15 protein-coding genes are annotated in these 18,378 nt (G+C 66.9%); 8 read left to right on the plus strand and 7 right to left on the minus strand.

What is annotated here, in order from left to right:
• Positions 1-5 precede the first annotated feature (5 nt).
• The 5 genes from AWC31_RS14760 to AWC31_RS14780 are packed head-to-tail and all read left to right on the plus strand — an operon-like array spanning position 6 to position 5,127.
• Entirely contained in the window at positions 6-1,391 is a 1,386-nt protein-coding gene (locus AWC31_RS14760) for a glutamine synthetase family protein (protein WP_085144930.1), read from the plus strand.
• Positions 1,388-2,098 (plus strand): ABC transporter substrate-binding protein, encoded by a 711-nt coding sequence (locus tag AWC31_RS14765; RefSeq protein ID WP_085144931.1) that lies wholly within the window; start codon positions 1,388-1,390, stop codon positions 2,096-2,098. The genes AWC31_RS14760 and AWC31_RS14765 overlap by 4 nt, the downstream gene beginning before the upstream one ends.
• On the plus strand, positions 2,095-2,808 hold the full coding sequence (locus AWC31_RS14770; RefSeq protein WP_207626361.1) for a gamma-glutamyl-gamma-aminobutyrate hydrolase family protein: 714 nt from the start codon (positions 2,095-2,097) through the stop codon (positions 2,806-2,808). Before AWC31_RS14765 ends, AWC31_RS14770 begins: the two co-directional genes overlap by 4 nt.
• A complete protein-coding gene (locus AWC31_RS14775; RefSeq protein ID WP_234816861.1) occupies positions 2,805-3,641 on the plus strand; it encodes a gamma-glutamyl-gamma-aminobutyrate hydrolase family protein in 837 nt (278 codons plus the stop codon). The genes AWC31_RS14770 and AWC31_RS14775 overlap by 4 nt, the downstream gene beginning before the upstream one ends.
• A gap of 10 nt (positions 3,642-3,651) precedes the next feature.
• Positions 3,652-5,127 (plus strand): PucR family transcriptional regulator, encoded by a 1,476-nt coding sequence (locus tag AWC31_RS14780; protein ID WP_067856508.1) that lies wholly within the window; start codon positions 3,652-3,654, stop codon positions 5,125-5,127.
• A gap of 171 nt (positions 5,128-5,298) precedes the next feature.
• Here AWC31_RS14780 and AWC31_RS14785 read toward each other — a convergent pair whose 3' ends face one another.
• From AWC31_RS14785 to AWC31_RS14805, 5 genes are read right to left on the minus strand one after another with little or no spacing between them, the layout of a single operon-like run.
• Positions 5,299-6,399: a CaiB/BaiF CoA transferase family protein gene (locus tag AWC31_RS14785; protein ID WP_085144933.1), complete on the minus strand. Its 1,101-nt coding sequence runs from the start codon at positions 6,397-6,399 to the stop codon at positions 5,299-5,301.
• Positions 6,396-7,856: an aldehyde dehydrogenase family protein gene (locus AWC31_RS14790; RefSeq protein WP_085145461.1), complete on the minus strand. Its 1,461-nt coding sequence runs from the start codon at positions 7,854-7,856 to the stop codon at positions 6,396-6,398. The genes AWC31_RS14785 and AWC31_RS14790 overlap by 4 nt, the downstream gene beginning before the upstream one ends.
• A 31-nt stretch (positions 7,857-7,887) precedes the next feature.
• Positions 7,888-9,081: an acyl-CoA dehydrogenase family protein gene (locus tag AWC31_RS14795; protein ID WP_067856516.1), complete on the minus strand. Its 1,194-nt coding sequence runs from the start codon at positions 9,079-9,081 to the stop codon at positions 7,888-7,890.
• Between the two features lie 13 nt (positions 9,082-9,094).
• On the minus strand, positions 9,095-10,447 hold the full coding sequence (gabT, locus tag AWC31_RS14800; protein WP_085144934.1) for a 4-aminobutyrate--2-oxoglutarate transaminase: 1,353 nt from the start codon (positions 10,445-10,447) through the stop codon (positions 9,095-9,097).
• Positions 10,448-10,499: 52 nt separating this feature from the next.
• Entirely contained in the window at positions 10,500-11,681 is a 1,182-nt protein-coding gene (locus AWC31_RS14805; RefSeq protein ID WP_085144935.1) for an NAD(P)/FAD-dependent oxidoreductase, read from the minus strand.
• A gap of 123 nt (positions 11,682-11,804) precedes the next feature.
• On the opposite strand from AWC31_RS14805, the gene AWC31_RS14810 reads away from it, so the two are divergent.
• Complete coding sequence (locus AWC31_RS14810; RefSeq protein ID WP_085144936.1) at positions 11,805-12,071, plus strand: YdeI/OmpD-associated family protein; 267 nt, start codon at positions 11,805-11,807, stop codon at positions 12,069-12,071.
• Here AWC31_RS14810 and AWC31_RS14815 read toward each other — a convergent pair.
• Positions 12,068-14,935, minus strand: coding sequence for an MMPL/RND family transporter (locus AWC31_RS14815; protein WP_085144937.1), 2,868 nt, complete (start codon positions 14,933-14,935; stop codon positions 12,068-12,070). The two genes, AWC31_RS14810 and AWC31_RS14815, sit on opposite strands and share 4 nt — an antisense overlap.
• The gene (locus AWC31_RS14820; RefSeq protein WP_085144938.1) at positions 14,932-15,345 is read right to left on the minus strand and encodes an MmpS family transport accessory protein; all 414 of its coding nucleotides are present in this window, start codon (positions 15,343-15,345) and stop codon (positions 14,932-14,934) included. The genes AWC31_RS14815 and AWC31_RS14820 overlap by 4 nt, the downstream gene beginning before the upstream one ends.
• A 100-nt stretch (positions 15,346-15,445) precedes the next feature.
• On the opposite strand from AWC31_RS14820, the gene AWC31_RS14825 reads away from it, so the two are divergent.
• Positions 15,446-16,045, plus strand: a complete 600-nt coding sequence (locus AWC31_RS14825; protein WP_264051717.1) for a TetR/AcrR family transcriptional regulator — start codon at positions 15,446-15,448, stop codon at positions 16,043-16,045.
• Positions 16,046-16,121: 76 nt separating this feature from the next.
• On the plus strand, positions 16,122-18,146 hold the full coding sequence (locus AWC31_RS14830; protein ID WP_085145462.1) for an acyltransferase family protein: 2,025 nt from the start codon (positions 16,122-16,124) through the stop codon (positions 18,144-18,146).
• The last annotated feature ends 232 nt before the right edge of the window (positions 18,147-18,378 follow it).

The raw sequence follows: 18,378 nt of genomic DNA on the forward strand, positions 1-18,378 counted from the left end.
ACCCGATGACTACGACACCACTCGACTCGCATCGCCAGACGAACGCCACCAGTCCCGATCTCGCCGCGGCCCTGGAGACGATCGCCGACCGCGGCGTGGAATTCGTGTATTTCCAGGCGATCACGATCACCGGCCGGGTGGTCGGCAAGGTCGCCCCGGCCCGGCACTTCGAACGGCTGGCGACCAAGGGCGTACAACAGCACCAGACCGCAGTCGCCAACCTGCAGGGCACCCGCGAGGGCGTGCTCCTCGCCGGCGGCGTGAACGCCCCCGAATACACCGCGGTCCCGGACCTGGAGACCTTCGCGGTGCTGCCCTGGGACACCACGTTCGCCCGGGTGTTCTGCCGGCTCTACGAGCCCGACCACCTGGCCGAGGGTACCGGCGCCGAATTCGCCTGCGACACCCGAGGTTTGCTGCGACGCATGCATACCGCGTTCATCGACCGCACCGGGCTGGAACTGCGCACCGGCTGCGAACCCGAGATGACATGGCAGGGCGAGGGTTTGGAGGCAAGCTTCCGGCCCGGATCGAGCCCGGCGTATCACATCGAGCACCTCGAGCGGAACCGGCCGATCGTCAAGAGGGTGATCGAGTACGCGCAGGCGCTCGGTCTGGACATGATCGAAGGCGACTACGAAGACGAGTTCCAGGTTGAGCTCAACTTCATGTACGACCGCGCCGATCTCACCGCCGACCGGCTGACTACCTACCGCCAGATCTGCAAGCAGGTGGCGCGCGAACTCGGTATCCACGCGAGCTTCATGCCCAAACCGGCCACCGGGATGATGGGCAACGGCTGCCACCACAACTTCAGCTTCTGGCGCGACGATGTCAACGTGCTCGCCGATCCGGGAGTCACCGAGCTGCACCTGTCCGAGATCGGCCGGCACGCACTCGGCGGACTGCTGGCGCACACGGCCGGCGCCATGCTCGTCAACGGTTCGACCGTCAACTCCTACAAGCGGTATTGGGACGCAGGGCAGTTCGCGCCGTCGCGGATCAACTGGGGACTGGACAACAAGACCTGCACGGTCCGGTTGTCGGCCAACGGCCGCCTTGAGTACAAGCTGCCCGACGCGAGTGTGAACCCCTACCTGTCGCACGCGGTGATCCTCGCGGCTTGCGAGGACGGGATGAAGAACGCCATCGACCCGGGACAGCCGACACAGGGCTCGTCATACGACACCACGCAGGACACACGGTTCCCCGCCCTGCCGCTGACGCTGGGTGAGGCCATCGATGCTTTCCGGGCCGACGAGGTGCTGACGCAGGCCTTCGGACCGAAGTTGTCGGATCTGCTCATCGACTTCCATGCCGATGAGTGGGCTCGATTCTGTGGATACGTCACTGATTGGGAGCGCGATATGTACTGGGATGACACGCCGTGAGCGCCACGCTGAGGCTGGCTTGCCTCGACGCCGAAGCACCGCCGCTGTTTTCGCTGTGGACGCCGGAGCACGGCCGCACGGGCTACGAACCCGGCGTCGCCGAAGCGCTGGGCGCCGAACTCGGCCGGCCCGTCGAGTGGGTACGGGTGCCGTGGGTCGACATGATCCCCGCCGTGCAACGCGGCGACGCCGACGCGGTGCTGTGCGGTCAGGGCATCACGGCCGACCGGCAGGCGCAGGTCGACTTCACCCGGCCGTATGCGATCTTCCACGAAGGGGTGTTGGTCCGGCGAGGTGCCGACATCCACACACCCGAGGATCTCGTGGGCCGCAAGGTCGCGGCGATCGAGAACAGCACCAACATGGCGCTCGTCGAAACCTTCACCGGCGCAGTGCCGGTGGCGTTCGGCCCCGGCTCCGACGACGTGTACGCCGACATGCTGGCCGCATTGCTCGCCAAGGACGTCGACGCGGTGGTCGACGACGACGTGGTGTTCGTCCCGCTCGGCACGACCCACCCCGACTACGAACTGGCCTTCACGGTGCAGACCGCCAACAAGTGGGGGATCGCGGTCGCCAAGGACCGGCCGGACACGTTGGCCGAACTCGACGGGGCACTCGGCCGGCTGATCGATTCGGGACGCCTGCACGAGGTATGGAAGGAATGGCTGCCGACCCTCGACTATCCGTTCGGCGGGTCGCAGTGATCAGACCGCTGGTCGCCGTCATCGGCCGGCGGGCCGTGCAGGTGCCGATCCTACGCTTCTCGGCAACCCTTGCCGCCGAAGCCATCTGTGAAGCGGTGTGGGCGGCGGGCGGCGAGCCCGTCGTCCTGCATGGCCCCGCCGCCGATCCGGTGGCCGAATTGCCGGTCCGCTTGGCGGCTTTCGACGGCGTTCTGCTTCCGGGCGGCGCCGACATCGAACCCGGCCGCTACGGGCAGGAACCCGCCGACGAGACGCACGATACGGTGGCGTTTCAGGACGACTTCGATCTCGGCGTCACCCGTGCCGTCATCGAACTCGACATGCCGACGCTGGCCATCTGCCGGGGTATGCAAGTGCTCAACGTCGCGCTCGGCGGCAGTCTCACGCAGCACGTGCGCGAAACGAACACCCCGCACCACAACGCTATTCACGACGTCGAGGTCGTGACGGGCTCGCGACTGCACGCCATCGTCGGTTGCGAGAGCATTGCGGTGTCGTCCTACCATCATCAGGCACTGGACCGATTGGGCACCGATTTGACGGTGACTGCCGTCGCCGCCGACGGCATCGTCGAGGCGGTCGAGCACCGGCGGTCCGACATCGTCGCGGTCCAGTGGCATCCCGAGGACCGAAATGCCACATCGGACACCGACGCCGCACTGTTCGCCGATCTGGTCGATCGTGCCCGCAAACGAAAGGAAACCAAGTGAGCAGCCCTCAGTCCGCGGCAGACCGGGTGAGCCGTCAAGACGTCACCCCGGATGTGGCGATGCCGCAGACGCCCCGTGCCCACGTGTGCGTGCTGGCCTCGCTCAACTTCCCGGACATCAGCGCCGAGGACGTCGCGCTCATCCGCCGGTTCACGCGCCTCGCATTGACAACGTTGATCGAGCTCGGCGCGTCGTACGAGCTGTGGGACACCACCGAAGCGCTCGGCAACCCTTCGGCTGCAGCAGAATTCGACGGTCTCCTGCTGCTGGGTGGGGGTGACATCGACGGTTCGTGCTACGGCGTCAGCACGCCGAACCCGAAGGCGTACGGTGTCGACGCGCGTGCCGACCGCGACGCGTTCGCCGCGATTGCCGCCGCGGAGGCCGCCGAACGTCCGATATTCGGAATCTGCCGAGGCTCGCAACTGCTCAATGTCGCGCGAGGCGGCACCATCATTCCCGACATCGTCGACTACAAACTGCATCACGGCGCACCCGGCGAACCCGAGTTCGTCGACGAGCCGATCGACATCGTTGCGGGCACGCGACTGGCGTCGATCCTCGATGCCGAGCGGATCACCGGGCGGTCCGGCCATCACCAGGCGGTCGACCGTTTGGGCGAAGGACTCGTCGTGGCCGCTCGCGCGTTGGACGGCATCGTCGAAGGCATCGAGGACCCATCGCGCTTCTACCTCGGCGTGCAGTGGCATCCCGAAGACGAATACGGACCGGAAGCCGACCGGCTGCGGTTGTTCAGTGCGTTCGTCTCCGCCGCGGAGCAGGCTCGGCAGGGGAGGGTGGCCGCGGTGGCTTCTGCGGCAGTGAGCGAGTAAGACTGCACCTGTGGCGATCACTGCACGGGACCTGGCTCAAGTCGAGAGCCTTGGCCTGTCGTTGGTCGCCGGAACGCGGGCCGCCGACCGCGAAATCTCCTGGGCGCACGCGATCGAGCTCGCCGACCCCACCCCGTACCTCGCGGGGGGCGAGCTCGTGATGACGACGGGTATCAACATCGGGGCTGACGCCGCTGCACAAGCCGAATACGTCGCGCGACTGGCAGCGGCAGGCACCGCTGCGCTCGCCGTCGACACGGGCACGACCTTCACCGATGTGCCGGCCGGTGTGCGCGCCGCCGGTGAACAGGCCGGCATCCCGGTGCTGAAGGTGCCCGCCTCGACACCGTTCATCGCGATCGCGCGGGTGGTGATCGATGCGCTCAAGGCCGACGAGCTGCGCTCGGTCCAACAGGTCGTCGACCACCAGGAAGTGCTCGCCCGCGCGACGTTGCGGGGCGGCATCCCCAGCGTGGTGAGTGCACTCGCGGACTGCTTGTCGGCGACCGTCGTCGTCGTCGACACCGACAACACCGTGCTGGCCGCCGCAGGCGCCGAACAGGAGCGGCTGATCGGGGTGCTGACCGAGTCGGTTCCACCGGGCCGCCGGCACGGCGGCTACGTGACCGCTGACGACGACGCCTTCGTCACGATCCAAAACCTCAGGGCCGCCCAACCGGTGCGCGGTCAGCTAGCGGTGCGGTCGGCGGGGCCGATGACCAACTCGGACCGCCTGCTCGTGGCGCACGCGGTGTCCCTCATCTCGATCGCGATCGAGAAGCCGGCACGAGTGAGCGACGCCGAACAACTGTTACGCACCGCGGTGACGCGTGAACTGTTGTGTGGCTCCGGGTCGGTGGACAGTGCGGTGTTGCGCTACTTCGGTTTTGAGCCGGACAGCGACGTCGTCGTGGCGGTGTTCAACAGCGTGGGGCCGGTCCTGGATGCCGAACAAGCGCTGGGTCGGCTGCTGAGCAGCTTCCTGATGGCGCCGATCGGCGACGAACTCGTGATCGTGCTGCCGGCCGACGGCAGCCGGCGCCGGTTTCTCAACATCATCTCCGACGACGAGTTGCCACCAGGCGGCGGAGCCAGCCTGCCCGTCCGGATCTCGGATGTCACTGTGGCTCTGGAGCAAGCGCGTCTCGCGGCGCGGTCGGGTTCCGGTTTCACCGAGTTCGGCGAATTAGGCGCCTACGGCGTGCTTCTCGGCGGCCGCAGTAGCGCCGAGCTCCGGGTGCTCGCGACTCCCGTGGAACCTCTCGTTGGTGACGAATTGGTCGATACGCTCGAGGCGTTCCTGCGGCGCAATGGCCAGGTCGAGGCCGCCGCATTGGATCTCGGGGTCCACCGGCACACCCTGCGCAATCGCCTGCGCCGCATCAGTGAGGTTTTGGGCGATGACCTCGAATCCGCGGACAGCCGGGCGCAACTCTGGTTGGCGCTCAAGGCGCGACGGCTGCTCGCGAGCCGGCGGTCCGGCTAGATCTGTCGGGTGAGCCCAGGCCCACCAGGTTCGGACCTCTTTGTGCTGCACTGTGACGAACGTGCAGGCTCTTGCGCCCGGAATGCGGCGACATCGCAACAGGCTGCACGCTCGTCACAGGAATCGGCCCAGCACATATCGACATCCCCGCAGGCGCCGTCTCCCCAGGACCTATCCCAGTGCAGGCGGCCCGCTGCGGTAAGTGACCGGAGTCGCCGACAACGTGACCGGGTTCGCCACCTGCGGGGTGGGCGAATCGGGCACCGACACCTCGGCCTCGATCCCGAGCTCACGGGCGAACGCGAACGCTTCGGCGAGGTCGTTGATCGGGCCCGCCGGCACGCCCACCGCGGTCAACACGGTGTACCAGTGGTCGGCGCCGTTGCTCTTCAACTCGGTTTCGATCAGCGCGCACAACGCATCGCGGTTCGCCACGCGTTGGGGATTCGACGAGAACCGGGGATCGTCGGCAAGCTCGGGGCTGCCGATGGCGGCGGCGAAAGCGCGGAACTGCTTGTCGTTTCCGACGGCGATCGCGATGGGCCGGTCGGCGGTGTCGAAGGTTTGGTAGGGCGCGATGCTGGGATGACGGTTACCCATGATCTGCGGCACCGCGCCTGCCCCGAGGTATCCCGAGGCCTGATTCACCATGGACGACAACAAGACCGACAACAGGTTGGTGTCGACGCGCTGCCCCTCGCCGGTGCGGTTGCGGTGGTTCAGCGCGGCCAGGATGCCGCTCAACGCGTGCAGGCCCGACAGGACATCCACCAGCGCCACACCGGTTTTGGTGGGATCGCCCGGTTCGGTGCCGGTCACGCTCATCAAACCGCCTACGGCCTGCACCAGCAGGTCATACCCGGGTAGGTCAGCACCGCCGTCGCGGCCGAATCCGGTGATCGAGCAGTAGATGACATCCGGACGGATCGCGCGGAGATCGTCGTACCCGAGCCCGAGTTTCTCCATGGTCCCCGGCCGGAAGTTCTCCACCACGATGTCGGCCCCGGCCACCAGGTCGCGGGCCCGGTGCACATCAGCCGGATCGGTCAGGTCCAGCACCAGAGATCGTTTGTTGCGGTTCACGGCGTTGAAATACGTTGCCACGCCGGCCGAATCGTATGGCGGTCCCCACTGGCGCGTGTCGTCGCCGACGCCGGGGCGTTCGACTTTGATGACCTCGGCGCCGAAGTCACCCAGCATCATCGTCGCGTACGGGCCCGCGAGCACCCGGCTGAAATCCACCACGACCACGCCGTCGAGCGCGCCAGTCATGCGCCTGCCTTTCCACCGCGCAGATACACCGTGGTGGTGTGGGTGAAGAACTCGCGAGCCGCGCCACCCTGTTCTTTCGGACCGAGCCCGCTCTTCTTCGCCCCGCCGAACGGGACGTGTGGATCAGCGCCCGCCGACTCGGAGTTGATGTGCAACACTCCGACGTCGATGTGGTCGACGGCCTGCAACGCCCGCGTGACGTCCTGGGTGAACACCGCTGCCGACAGCCCGAATTCGCTGTCGTTGGCCAAGGCGAACGCCTCATCGGCATCGCCGGCCCGTTTGACGGCGACTACGGGGCCGAACAGCTCCTCGGTCCAGACGTCCGCGGATGTGCCGTTGAGCTCGACGACCGTCGGAGGAATGAAGTAGCCCTCGGCGAGCGGACCGTCGGTGTAGGGCACACCGCCGGCCACCAGCGTGGCGCCCTGAGCGGCGGCGGTGTCGATGCCCGTCGAGATCGACTTGTGTGCGGAATCGTTGACGACGGGGCCCATCTGCGTCGCATCGTCGGTCGGGTCGCCGACGGTGAGCGCCCGCGCCCGCTCGGCCAGTACGGCCAGGAACCGGTCGGCGATCGCGTCGGTGACGATCAATCGCGATGTGGCCGTGCACTTCTGGCCCGTCGACCGGAACGCACCCAGCATCACCTGTTCGACGGCGAGGTCGAGGTCGGCGTCATCGAGCACCACCGCGGCGTTCTTGCCGCCCATCTCGGCCTGCACCGGGACACCGCGCGCGGCAGCGGCTGAGGCGATTTGGCGCCCGATTCCGGTGGACCCGGTGAAGGTGATGGCGTCGATGCCGGTGTGGCCGACGATCGCATCGCCGATGGCCGAGCCGCCGACGAGCAGGTTGAGCACGCCGGCAGGAAGCCCGGCGGCCGTCAGCGCCTCGGCAAGCCGCATCGCCAGCAGCGGAACGGTGCTCGCGGGCTTCCACACCACGGTGTTGCCGTACACCAGAGCAGGCGCGATCTTCCACGCCGGGATGGCGATGGGGAAGTTGAACGGCGTGATCACCCCGACGACACCAATGGGCTTGCGCGTCACCAGGATCTGTTCACCGGTCCGCGGTGAGGCGAAGATCTCGCCGGCCTGACGATCGCCCTCGTTGCCGTAGTAGCGCAGGATCTGCGCGGCCCGGCGGACTTCGCCCACGCCCTCGGCGCGCGTCTTGCCTTCCTCGGTTGCCAGCTCAAGACCCCACGCCTCGGCGTTGCGGTCGGCCACGTCAGCGGCGGCGAGCAGCACCGCGCCGCGCTGGTGGATCGGCGTGGCCGCCCACGCGGCGAACGCCTCGCCGGCGGCGGACACGGCCGCGTCGACATCGGATGCGACGGCGCCGGCGCCCTCGGCCACGACGATGCTGGGGCGGGCCGGGTTCAGGCTGCGCAGTTCACCGCCGCTGCCCGTCAACCACTCGCCGCCGATGAGGTGCTGGATCTGTGCGCTCATCAGTGCGTTCTCCTCTTCGCGCAAGCGCTCATCAGCGAAAGGCCGCCTGACCGGTCAGTGCCTTACCGATGGAGAGCAGATGCATCTCGCTCGTGCCCTCATAGGTCAGCACCGATTCCAGGTTGTTTGCGTGCCGCAGCGGCGAGTACTCCAACGTGATTCCGCTGCCGCCCAACAAGGTTCGGCATTCGCGGGCGATCGCGAGGGCTTCGCGGACATTGTTGAGCTTGCCCAGCGACACCTGCTCGGGACGCACACCTTCGGCATCCTTGATGCGGCCCAGGTGGATCGCGAGCAGCATGCCCTTGCCGAGCTCGACCGTCATGTTGGCGAGCTTCTCCTGCGAGAGCTGGAAACTCGACAGCGGCCGGTCGAACACCTCGCGGGACTGCGCGTAGGCGATCGCGGTTTCCAGGCTGTCGCGGGCCGCGCCGAGCGAGCCGAACACGATGCCGAAGCGGGCCTCGTTGAGGCAGGACAGCGGCGCGCTGAGCCCTTCGGCAAGCGGCAGCTGTGCCGATGCGGGCAGGCGGACGTTGTCGAGCACCAGCTCGGAGGTCACCGAAGCCCGCAGCGAGAGCTTGCGGTGGATCTCGTTGGCGGTGAATCCCGGAGTGTCGGTGGGGACGAGGAAACCCCGGATGCCGTCGTCGGTCTGCGCCCACACGGTCGCCACGTCGGCGAGATTGCCGTTGGTGATCCACATCTTGGTGCCGTTGAGCACCCAGTCGCTGCCGTCACGGCGAGCACGCGTACGCATGCCGGCCGGGTTGGAGCCGAAATCGGGCTCGGTCAGGCCGAAGCAGCCGATCGCGTCGCCGGTCGCCAGTCGGGGCAGCCATTCGTTCTTCTGCTCTTCGGATCCGTAGCGGTGGATCGAGAACATCGACAGCGAGCCCTGCACCGACACGAAACTGCGGAAACCGCTGTCACCGGCTTCGAGCTCCATGCAGGCCAGGCCGTAGCTGACGGCATTGGTGCCGGCGCAGCCGTAGCCCTCCAGATGCATGCCGAGGACGCCCAGCTTGCCGAATTCCTTGCCGAGTTCTTTTGGCAGCGTTGCCGATTCGAACCACTGCTCGACGTTGGGCTTGAGCTGGGTGTCGACGAACTTGCGGACCGTGGCGGCGATGTCGCGCTCGTCTTCGTCGAGCAGCCGGTCGGTGTCGAACAACTCGAGCGGCGCGTAGGTGGCCTTCTTGGCCGGTGCTGTTGTAGCGGTCATGGTCAACTCCTTGTCAGAGATTCGCAAAGCCGTCGCGTACGACCTCGAAGGCCTCGGCGAGCAGGTCGTCGGAAATGGTCAGCGGTGGCAGGAAGCGTAGGACATTGCCGAAAGTTCCTGCCGTCAAGGTCAATACCCCGTTGGCCTGGCAGTGCCGCGTAAGTGCGGCAACGGCCTCGCGGTTGGGTTCGCGCGTGCGGGGCTGCACCAGCTCGGCGGCGATCATGGCGCCGCGGCCACGGATGTCGCCGATGACGTCGGTGGTGGCGGCGATCTCGCGCAGTTGTCGGACCATCAGATCGCCGATCGCGCGGGCGCGCTCGATCAGACCGCCCGTCTCGATCTCCTCGAACACACCGAGTGCGGCGGCGCACGCGACCGGGTTGCCGCTGTAGGTGCCGCCGATGCCGCCCGCGTGTGCGGCGTCCATGATGTCGGCGCGGCCGGTGACCGCGGCCAGCGGCATACCGCCGGCCAGTCCCTTGGCCGTGGTGATCAGGTCGGGCACCAGGCCTTCGTGTTCGCAGGCGAACCAGGCGCCGGTGCGGGCGATGCCCGTCTGAACCTCGTCGGCGACAAGCAGGATCCCGCGGTCGCGGCAGAAGTCGGCCACCTTCGCGAGGAACCCTTCGGCCGGCACGATGAACCCGCCCTCGCCCTGGATGGGTTCGACCACAACGCAGGCGACGGCGTCGGCGCCGAGCTGGGCGTCGACGAGCTGGGTGAACTGGCTGAAGGCTTCGGCGGCGCAATTCTCGGGTCCCGACGGCCACCGGTACGGGTAGGCCATCGGTGCCCGGTACACCTCGGGGGCGAATGGCCCGAACCCGTGCTTGTACGGCTGGTTCTTGGCCGTCATGGTCATGGTCAGCAACGAGCGGCCGTGGAACGCATGGTCGAACACCACGACCGCTGGGCGGCCGGTGGCCGCGCGCGCGTATTTGACGGCGTTCTCGACAGCTTCGCTGCCGGTGTTGAACAGCGCGGTGCGCTTCTCGTGGTCACCCGGCGTGTGCCGGTTCAACGCCTCGGCGACCTCGATGTACGGCTCGTACGGGGTGGCCAGAAAGCACGTGTGGGTGTACTGCGCGAGCTGCGCGGCCGCCTTGGAGACGACGGCCGGCGCGGCATTGCCGACGGTGGTGACGGCGATGCCGCTGCCGAGGTCGATGAAGGAGTTGTCGTCCACGTCGACCACGACACCGCCGCCTGCCGCGGCCACGTACACCCCGGCCGCGCTCGCCAGCCCGGCCGGCAGTGCCGCTGCGCGGCGTTCGGCCAGTTCGAGCGAGCGGGGGCCGGGTATGTCGGTGCGGACGCGGCGCACTTGCTGCAGTGCGGGTCCGCCCACCAGAGACGCAGTCATGCGTCCAGGCTAGGCCCGCCTACCCGATCAGCCGATGGCCGATCCGTACAGCTCAGGAGTGAAGGCTGTCCAACCTGGCGATAGCGGGTCGGGTGCCACCCTTCGGCCAGACCGTCGAGCCCGGCTTACGAGCCTCGCGGCGGATGCCCCAAAGCGTGCCCTTGGTGACCGCCTCCTTGAGCGAGCCGGCGATGCGGCTGCCGATCCGGCCGCCGAGATAGATGTTGACCGGGCTGTCGTCTTTGCGGGTGAGCTGGAAATGCGCTGCTCGCCGGCCCAGGCCGACATTGGTGGCCATGTACGCCAGGCTGAGCAGGCCGGGCTCGACGCCGGCGATACGGCTGAGGACCGTGTCCGCAGCGGTGGCGGCCGTCGGACCTGCCGTATAGCAGCTCATCCGCAGCGGTTGTCCCGACGGGGCGACCGCGTCGCCTGCCGCCACGATGCGGTCGTCGTCGACGCTGGTCAGTGTTTCGTCGGTCAGCAGCCTGCCCAACGGGTCGGTGCGCAGCCCACTGCGCACGGCGAGATCGGGTACACCGAACCCCGCGGTCCACACCGTGACGGCGCTCGGCAGGTCGGTGCCGTCGGCAAGCACCACACTGTCGGGGCGCACCTCGGCCACCACGCCGGACTCGACCACACCGACACCGTGTTTGGTCAGCCAGTTGGCGACCGAGCGCCGGGCGGGTTCGGAGAACGACGGAGCGAGCTTGCCGCCGCAGGCCAGGATGACCTTGTGGCCCTGTTCGGCGAGTTCGGCCGCCGTCTCGATCCCGGTGAGGCCACCGCCGACGACGGTGATCCAGGCGTCCGGGCCCAGGTCGGCGATGGCGCTGCGAAGCCGGGCGGCGTGCTCCAATTCCGCTAGGGGATAAGCGAACTCGGCGGCGCCGGGAACCGTTGCCGGAGTGGCGCCCGTGCTGCCGACCGCGTAGACGAGGTAGTCGTAGGTGAGCGCGCGGCCCGAGGCCAGATGCACTGTCCGCGCGGACGCGTCGATACGGTCGGCGTTGTCGACCACCAGATCGACCCGGCGGCCCAGAAGCGCGCCGTAGTCGGCCGTGGCGTCGCCGGTGCCCGCGGCGAACTGGTGCAATCGCAGGCGCTGGACGAATCGCGGGCGCGGATTGACGAGCGTGATGTCGATATCGCTGTTCTGCTGCAGCCGGTTGGCCGCCAGTGTTCCGGCATAGCCACCGCCGATGACGACGACGTGCGTGCGGGCGTTCATGGTGTCTCCTGTCCTCACGGGTTTCGTGCACACCAGATGCCGCCCACCGCCGAACTGTGACACGGTGTGACGGGAGTCACTGTCATGTCTCGGCGGAGCGCACACACGGGTTACCGTGACTGCATGAGCGGCCAGCGAGTTCCCGGAGGCGTCGTGCACAACCTTCCCGCGGACCTGCGGGAGGCGCTGATCGGCAACGGCACGGCCCTGGCGGCGTGGAAGGACATCACGCCGCTCGCGCGCAACGAGTTCATCTGCTGGGTCGAAGACGCCAAGCAGCAGGCGACTCGTGAGCGCCGGATCCGGCGCACCCAGGAGGAATTGGAGGAGGGCATGCGCCGGCCGTGCTGCTGGCCCGGCTGCAAGCACCGCGAGCGCAACGGCCGCTAGCGGTCGACCGCGGCTCTCCGCCGCAGGATGTTCTCGGGCCACCAGAACCAGCGACCGGTAAGGGACGCGATGGCGGGGATGACATAGGAGCGCACGATCAGGGTGTCCAGGAAGAGGCCGATGCCGACGACGGTGCCGATCTGGGCGATGTTGTGGGCCGAACTGGCGAGCATGCCGAACATCGTGAGCCCGAAGACAAGTCCGGCGGTGGTGACGACGCCACCGGTGTTGACCATGGATCGGATGATGCCGGTTTTGATCCCCGCGGGAAGCTCTTCTTTGAAGCGCGCGACCAGCAGTAGGTTGTAATCGGCGCCGACGGCGACCAGGAACGTGAATGCTATCGGCGCGACCGACCAGTGCAGCGGATTGTCCAGCAGGTGCTGCCAGATGAGGATCGACAGCCCGAGCGCGGACAGATAAGCGATTGCCACCGTTGAGATCACGGTGATCGCCGCCACCAGACTGCGCAACAGGATCAGGATCACGCAGAACACGAACGCGAACGCGGCGACCACGCTGGTGGTGAAGTCCTCCTCGGTGAAGGCTTCCAGATTGAGCAGCGTGCCGCCGGGCCCGCCGACGCTCACGGTGCTGCCGGCCAGCGATGTGCCCTTCATCGCCTGCAGCGCAGTCGGAACCAGTTCGGCGGCCACGTCCATGGCTTCCCGGCTGAAGCCTTCCATCTCCGGTGTGACGATCATGCGGGTGACCTTGCCGTCGGCCGAGAAGAACAACGGCAGGGCGCGATGAAACAGCGGGCTTTCGAACGCCTGGCTCGGCAGGAAGAAGAACTCGTTCGGAGTGCCCTCGGCGAAGGTGTCACGAATTTCGTTGGTGAACTCGGTGATCTGCGAGATCTGGGGGATGAGCACACCGAGCGCGGCCTGCAACGGTGAGATCAGCTGTGTCAGCTGGTCGACGAACGATGTGAGGCTTCCGATCTGGGTCGACAACTGGGGCAGCGTCGACGATGCCGTGCGAGCGCCGTCGGCCAGTCCGGTGATCGGCGCGTTGATGCGGTCGACGTCGTCGAGGAGCGCGAACCCGGTGAGCACCGATTGGCACGGTGCCAGGGTTTGGCAATTGGGCAGCGAGCCGATGAACTGCCGTGCCGGTTCGGCCGTGCCGCGGATGTCAGCGAGTTTCGTTGTCACATCGGTGAGCTGTGACTGCAACTGCGCAGCACTGTCGTTGACCCGGTCGAAGCCTTGATTGGTGTCGGTCAACGCTTTTCGCGCGCCCGAGATCGTCCCGTTCAGCCGGCCGAGAAGTGCGCCGAGCGCGTTGAGATCGTCGAGCCGTTGCGTCAGCAGCGACGTGATCTGGTCGATGCGGTTGCCGATGTATCCGGCCTGATTGGGCAGGGTCGCCTGCTCCAGTGGTACGCCGAGCGGGCGGGTGATGCCTTGGACGTTGTCGATGCCGCGGATCTGCAGGATCGCGTTGGTGACCTTGGCCAGTGCGAGCAGATCGGCCGGGTTGCGCATGTCATGATCGGCTTCGATCAGAAACAGACTGGGCGCCATGATGTTCGGTGGAAAATGGCGGTCGGCCGCGGCGAACCCGAGGTTCGCCGGGGTGTCGCCGGGCTGCGTGATGCGCTCGTTGTAGCTGACACGCAGTGTGGGCACCAGCAGCATCAGCACGATGAGAACCGACATCGCACCCACCAGGACGGGGCCCGGCCAGCGGACGACCGTGGTGGCGATGCGCCGCCACCGCCGCAGCGACGGTTGAGGTTTGGGTTCGAAGAATCCCAGGCGGCTGCCGAGCGCGAGCAGGGCAGGGCCGAGCGTCAGGGCGGCGGCCAGTGTCGCCGCGATGCCGATCGTGCAGGGCAGACCCGCCGTGCTGAAAATCGCCAGGCGCGTCACGCACATGCACGCCGTCGCACCGGCGACCGTGATCCCGGAAGCCAGGATGATGTGCTGTGTGCCGCGCATCGCGGTGTAGTAGGCACTGGCCGGGTCTTCCCCGGCGCGACGGGCTTCTTGGTACCGGCCGAGCAGGAAGATGCCGTAATCGGTTCCGGCGCCGAGGACGATGACCAACAGCAGCGCGGACGCGAAGATGGACACGCCGATGATTCCGTGGTCGCCGAGGAATGCGACGAGTGGCCGCGCGACAGCGATGCCCATGCCCACGGTCAAGAGCGGAAGCGCCACGGTGATCGGTGAGCGGTAGACCCAGAACAGGATGATGGCGATCAAGGCGGCGCAGGTCACCATGATGATCAGAATCGAATCGTTGATCTCGACCAGTTCGTCGTTGACGATCGCCGACGGCCCGGTGACATGCACCTGGATGCCTGGCGGAGCGGGCATGCCGGCGATGGTGTCGCGCACCGCCTGCGTCGACTCCATGGCCAGCGCCGTGCCCATGTTCCCGGCCAGATTCACCAGCGTGTAGGCACTCTTGCCGTCAGCGCTCTCGTTGGCCGCCGCGAAGTCGGGCTCCGACCACAGGTCCAATGCCGACACGACGTGTTCGGTGTCGGCGGTGAGCGTGGCCAAGAGCTTGTCGTGATACTCGTGGGCCTGCGAGCCGAGCGGCTTGTCACCTTCCAGCAGCACGTAGACGAAGTTGTTGGTACCCGTCTGCCCGAAGTACTGGCCCATCTTCGAAATCGCCTGCACCGACGGGGCGTCGTCGGGCAGGAAGGACCGGGCGTGCTCCTTGATGACGGTTTCCAGTTGCGGTACCGCAAGATTCAGCGCCCCCGCAAGCGCGACCCAGCACACGATGACCGGGATCGCCAACACATAGAGCGCGTGGGCGAACCGGGGCCGTCCCGGTTCGCGGCGGAATCGATTGCGGTCGAACAGAAGTGCGAGTTCGTTGCGCACGTCGTCGATCTTCATGACACCAGCACCTGGCAGTTCACGGCTCCCGGTTGGGTTTCCGACTGACGCTGATCGCGCACCGCGCCGTCGATCACGATCCGGCAGGTCAGGCCGCCTGCCTCGGACTGCGCGATCACGCCGCCCGTCACAGTGAGGCTGCGGGTCTCCAACTGCAGTGTCCACGGCAGCGCCACGGTGGTGTTCCGGGCAAACCCGGACTCATCGAGATACGACACCGTCGTCGGCGCCCCGACGGGTCCTTGCACCTCGTAACTGATCACTTTCACCCGTGATTCGGCCATCGAGGCCGGGCGGCTCGAGTGACCGATGGCGAGATCGGGGATATGGCTCAACCTCAGGCTGGCGATGAACAAGCCGGTGGCGGCCAATACGAGCACGACCGTGATCGGCACCCATCGTTGTCGCATCGGCAAACCCCCAGCCGCCTCGCGTCAGTACAGCCTCCAGCTATACCGATCGGTCTACGTTTGTTTACGGCAAAGTAGTAGACCGATCGTGATAGTGTCAATGGGCTGTCGGGGGACGAACAAGAAGGGCTCCACCGTGGCCGTACGAGACCGCCTCATTGCCAGCGCTATTGGGTTGATGCGCCGGCATGGCGTCGCGGGCACCGGAATCTCCGAACTCATCGACCAAGCCGGCATCGCGCGCCGTTCGTTGTATCTGAACTTTCCGGGCGGCAAGGCCGAGCTGCTCGCCGAGGCGACCGCGGTGGCCGGCCACACCATCACGCAGACCGTCACCGCGCTGTCCGGGCACGGGCCGGTACGTGCCCTTCAGACGTTCATCCAGGGATGGCGTGACATGCTCGCCGACAGCGAATTCACCGCGGGCTGCCCGATTGTCGCAGCGGCGTTGGGGCGCACCGAAGCCCCCGAAGTGGCAGAAGCCTCGGGGCAGGTCTTCACCGAGTGGGAGCGCAAGCTCACCGACGAGTTCTGCGCCGCCGACATCGAACCGGCGACGGCCCAAGATCTCGCCACCACGACGCTCGCCGCCGTCGAAGGCGCCATCGTGATGGCGATCGCCACCCAGACGGTCACACCGCTCGATCGCGTCGGGCGGGTGCTCACGGAGTTGATCGGACAGCACGTCGACGTCAGATGACCGCGATGAGCGGTCCGGCCGCCGGGCCGCTGCGGTCGTTATGCTCTGTGCGGCGAAAGGCGCAGGAAACTTCACCGTGCAGACGACACAAACACATTCAGTTCCCACCCAGCCCATCGAGCGGACGAGACGCGACGACCTGACCGGTTTGGCCGGCGTCGCCGTGCTTTTGGTGGTCGTCTGCGGTGTCTGGTTCGGACGGGCGTCCAGTGGCATCGACGTGCTGCTGGTCCTCGCGGGATATGTGGTCGGGGACCGCGTGCTGCGCACCCTCGGCACTGCGCGTGCGGTCGGATTGCGCGACGACTTGGCCTGGGCGGCCCGAAGGCTTTTGCCCGCACTGGTTCTCGTGCTTGCGGTGTCCGCGGCGTTGACGGTGATCGTGCAACCGCAAACGCGTTGGGAGGCGTTCGCCGATCAGACCCTGGCGAGTCTGGGTTTCCACCAGAATTGGTTGTTGATCTGGACGGCAAGCGACTACCTGCAGGCCAGTGAGGCGGTAACGCCACTTCAGCACATGTGGATCGTGTCGCTCGCGGGGCAATTCGTGGTCTTCATGCTCGTACTCGCCGGGATGGTGACCCTCGCAACCGTACGGGCCGGTCACCGCCATCGGCGGAAACTCTTCGTGGCGGCAGCAGCTTCGGCGATGATCGCGTCGTTCGGCTACGCCGTTGTCGAGCACACGGGCGATCAGTTGACCGCCTACTACAGCACCCTCACCCGGGCATGGGAGCCGTTGGCCGGTGTCATGTCCGCGGCGGTTGCGTCGCGCATTCACTGGCCGCGCTCGCTGCGTGCGGTCACCGCGGCCGTCGGGTTGTCGGCAATTGTGTTGTGTGGCCTGCTGGTAAACGGAGCCGTGCCGTACCCGAGCATGTGGTCGCTGATATCGGTCGGTGCGACGGTGGTGATCAACCTCAGCGGCGCGCAGGGTGTCACGACGGCGAACGAATTCCTCGGCAGCCCAGCGTTGGTGGCATTGGGATGGCTGGCTTATCCGGCGTATCTGTGGCATTGGCCGTTGCTGATCTTCTGGCTCGCCCACACCAACAACGATGCCGTCGGACTCGTCGACGGCGGCGTCGTCATCGTGCTGACGGTCGTGGTGGCCTACCTGACCACGCGCCTGCGTCCGGCGAGGCTGCTCTCGGGCTCGTTGATCCTTCTCGCCGTCGTGGTGCTCGCCGGCCTGTCGATGGGCTGGCGCGGGCACGTCGCCCAAGCCCGCTCCAACGGCGTGGAGCTGACGACGTTGTCGGCGCGGGACTATCCGGGCGCACACGCGTTGCTCGACCAGCGCAGGGTTGCCAAGCTGCCGATGCGTCCCACTGCGTTGGAGGCGTCGGGCGACGTGCCGCCGTCCACCGTCGACGCATGTGTCACGGGATTCGACGGCTCGGATGTCGTCAGTTGCGTATACGGCAATCCCAAGGCGCACCGCACCATTGCGTTGGCCGGGGGATCGCATTCAGAGCATTGGCTCACCGCTCTGCACCTGATCGGGCGACAACACGGCTTCAAGGTGACGACGTATTTGAAGTTGGGCTGCCCGCTCACCACCAAGGAGGTGCCGCTCATCGCAGGGCCGTTCGAGCCCTACCCGTCGTGCCGGGCGTGGTCGGACAATGCGCTGGCGCGCATCATCGCCGACCGGCCGGACTATGTGTTCTTCACGACCACCCGGCCGATACTCAACGGCCCAGGCGATTACGTACCCGATTACTACCTCGGTATCTGGGATGAGTTGTCCGCCAACGGAATTCCCATGCTTGGGATACGGGATACACCGTGGATGCTGCGCGAGGGCATGTTCTTCTCGCCCGTCGACTGTCTGTCCGCGGGCGGCGACGCCGACACCTGCGGGTCGCCCCGCCAGGAAGCGCTGGCCGGCCGCAATCCCACACTGGATCACCTCGCCGACCATCCGTTGTTAAAGCCGCTCGACCTCAGTGACGCAGTCTGTCGCGAGGACATCTGCCGGGCCGTCGAGGGTAACGTGCTGATCTATCACGACGCCCACCACCTGTCCGCGACGTATGTGCGGACGCTCGCCGACGAACTCGCCCGTCAACTCTCGGACGCCACGAGGTGGTGGTGAGGGTGCCGCGCACCCGCGCCGGTTAGGGTTCGACCTTCCCCTGTGACGCACTGTGCCGAACGTGCAGGCTTTTGCGCTCAGCGATCGAGATCGCCACAACAGGTTGCACGTTCGCCACAGGAATCGCATCAGCGCATGCCCATGGATCGAACGCGGCCAACGAGCTTGTTTATATTGTGGGTGTGTGCTCATAATGTGAGTGAGCCGTAGATCACACCGCACTGTGTCAGTG

Source organism: Mycolicibacterium wolinskyi (assembly GCF_002101965.1).
Taxonomy (GTDB): Bacteria; Actinomycetota; Actinomycetes; order Mycobacteriales; family Mycobacteriaceae; genus Mycobacterium; species Mycobacterium wolinskyi.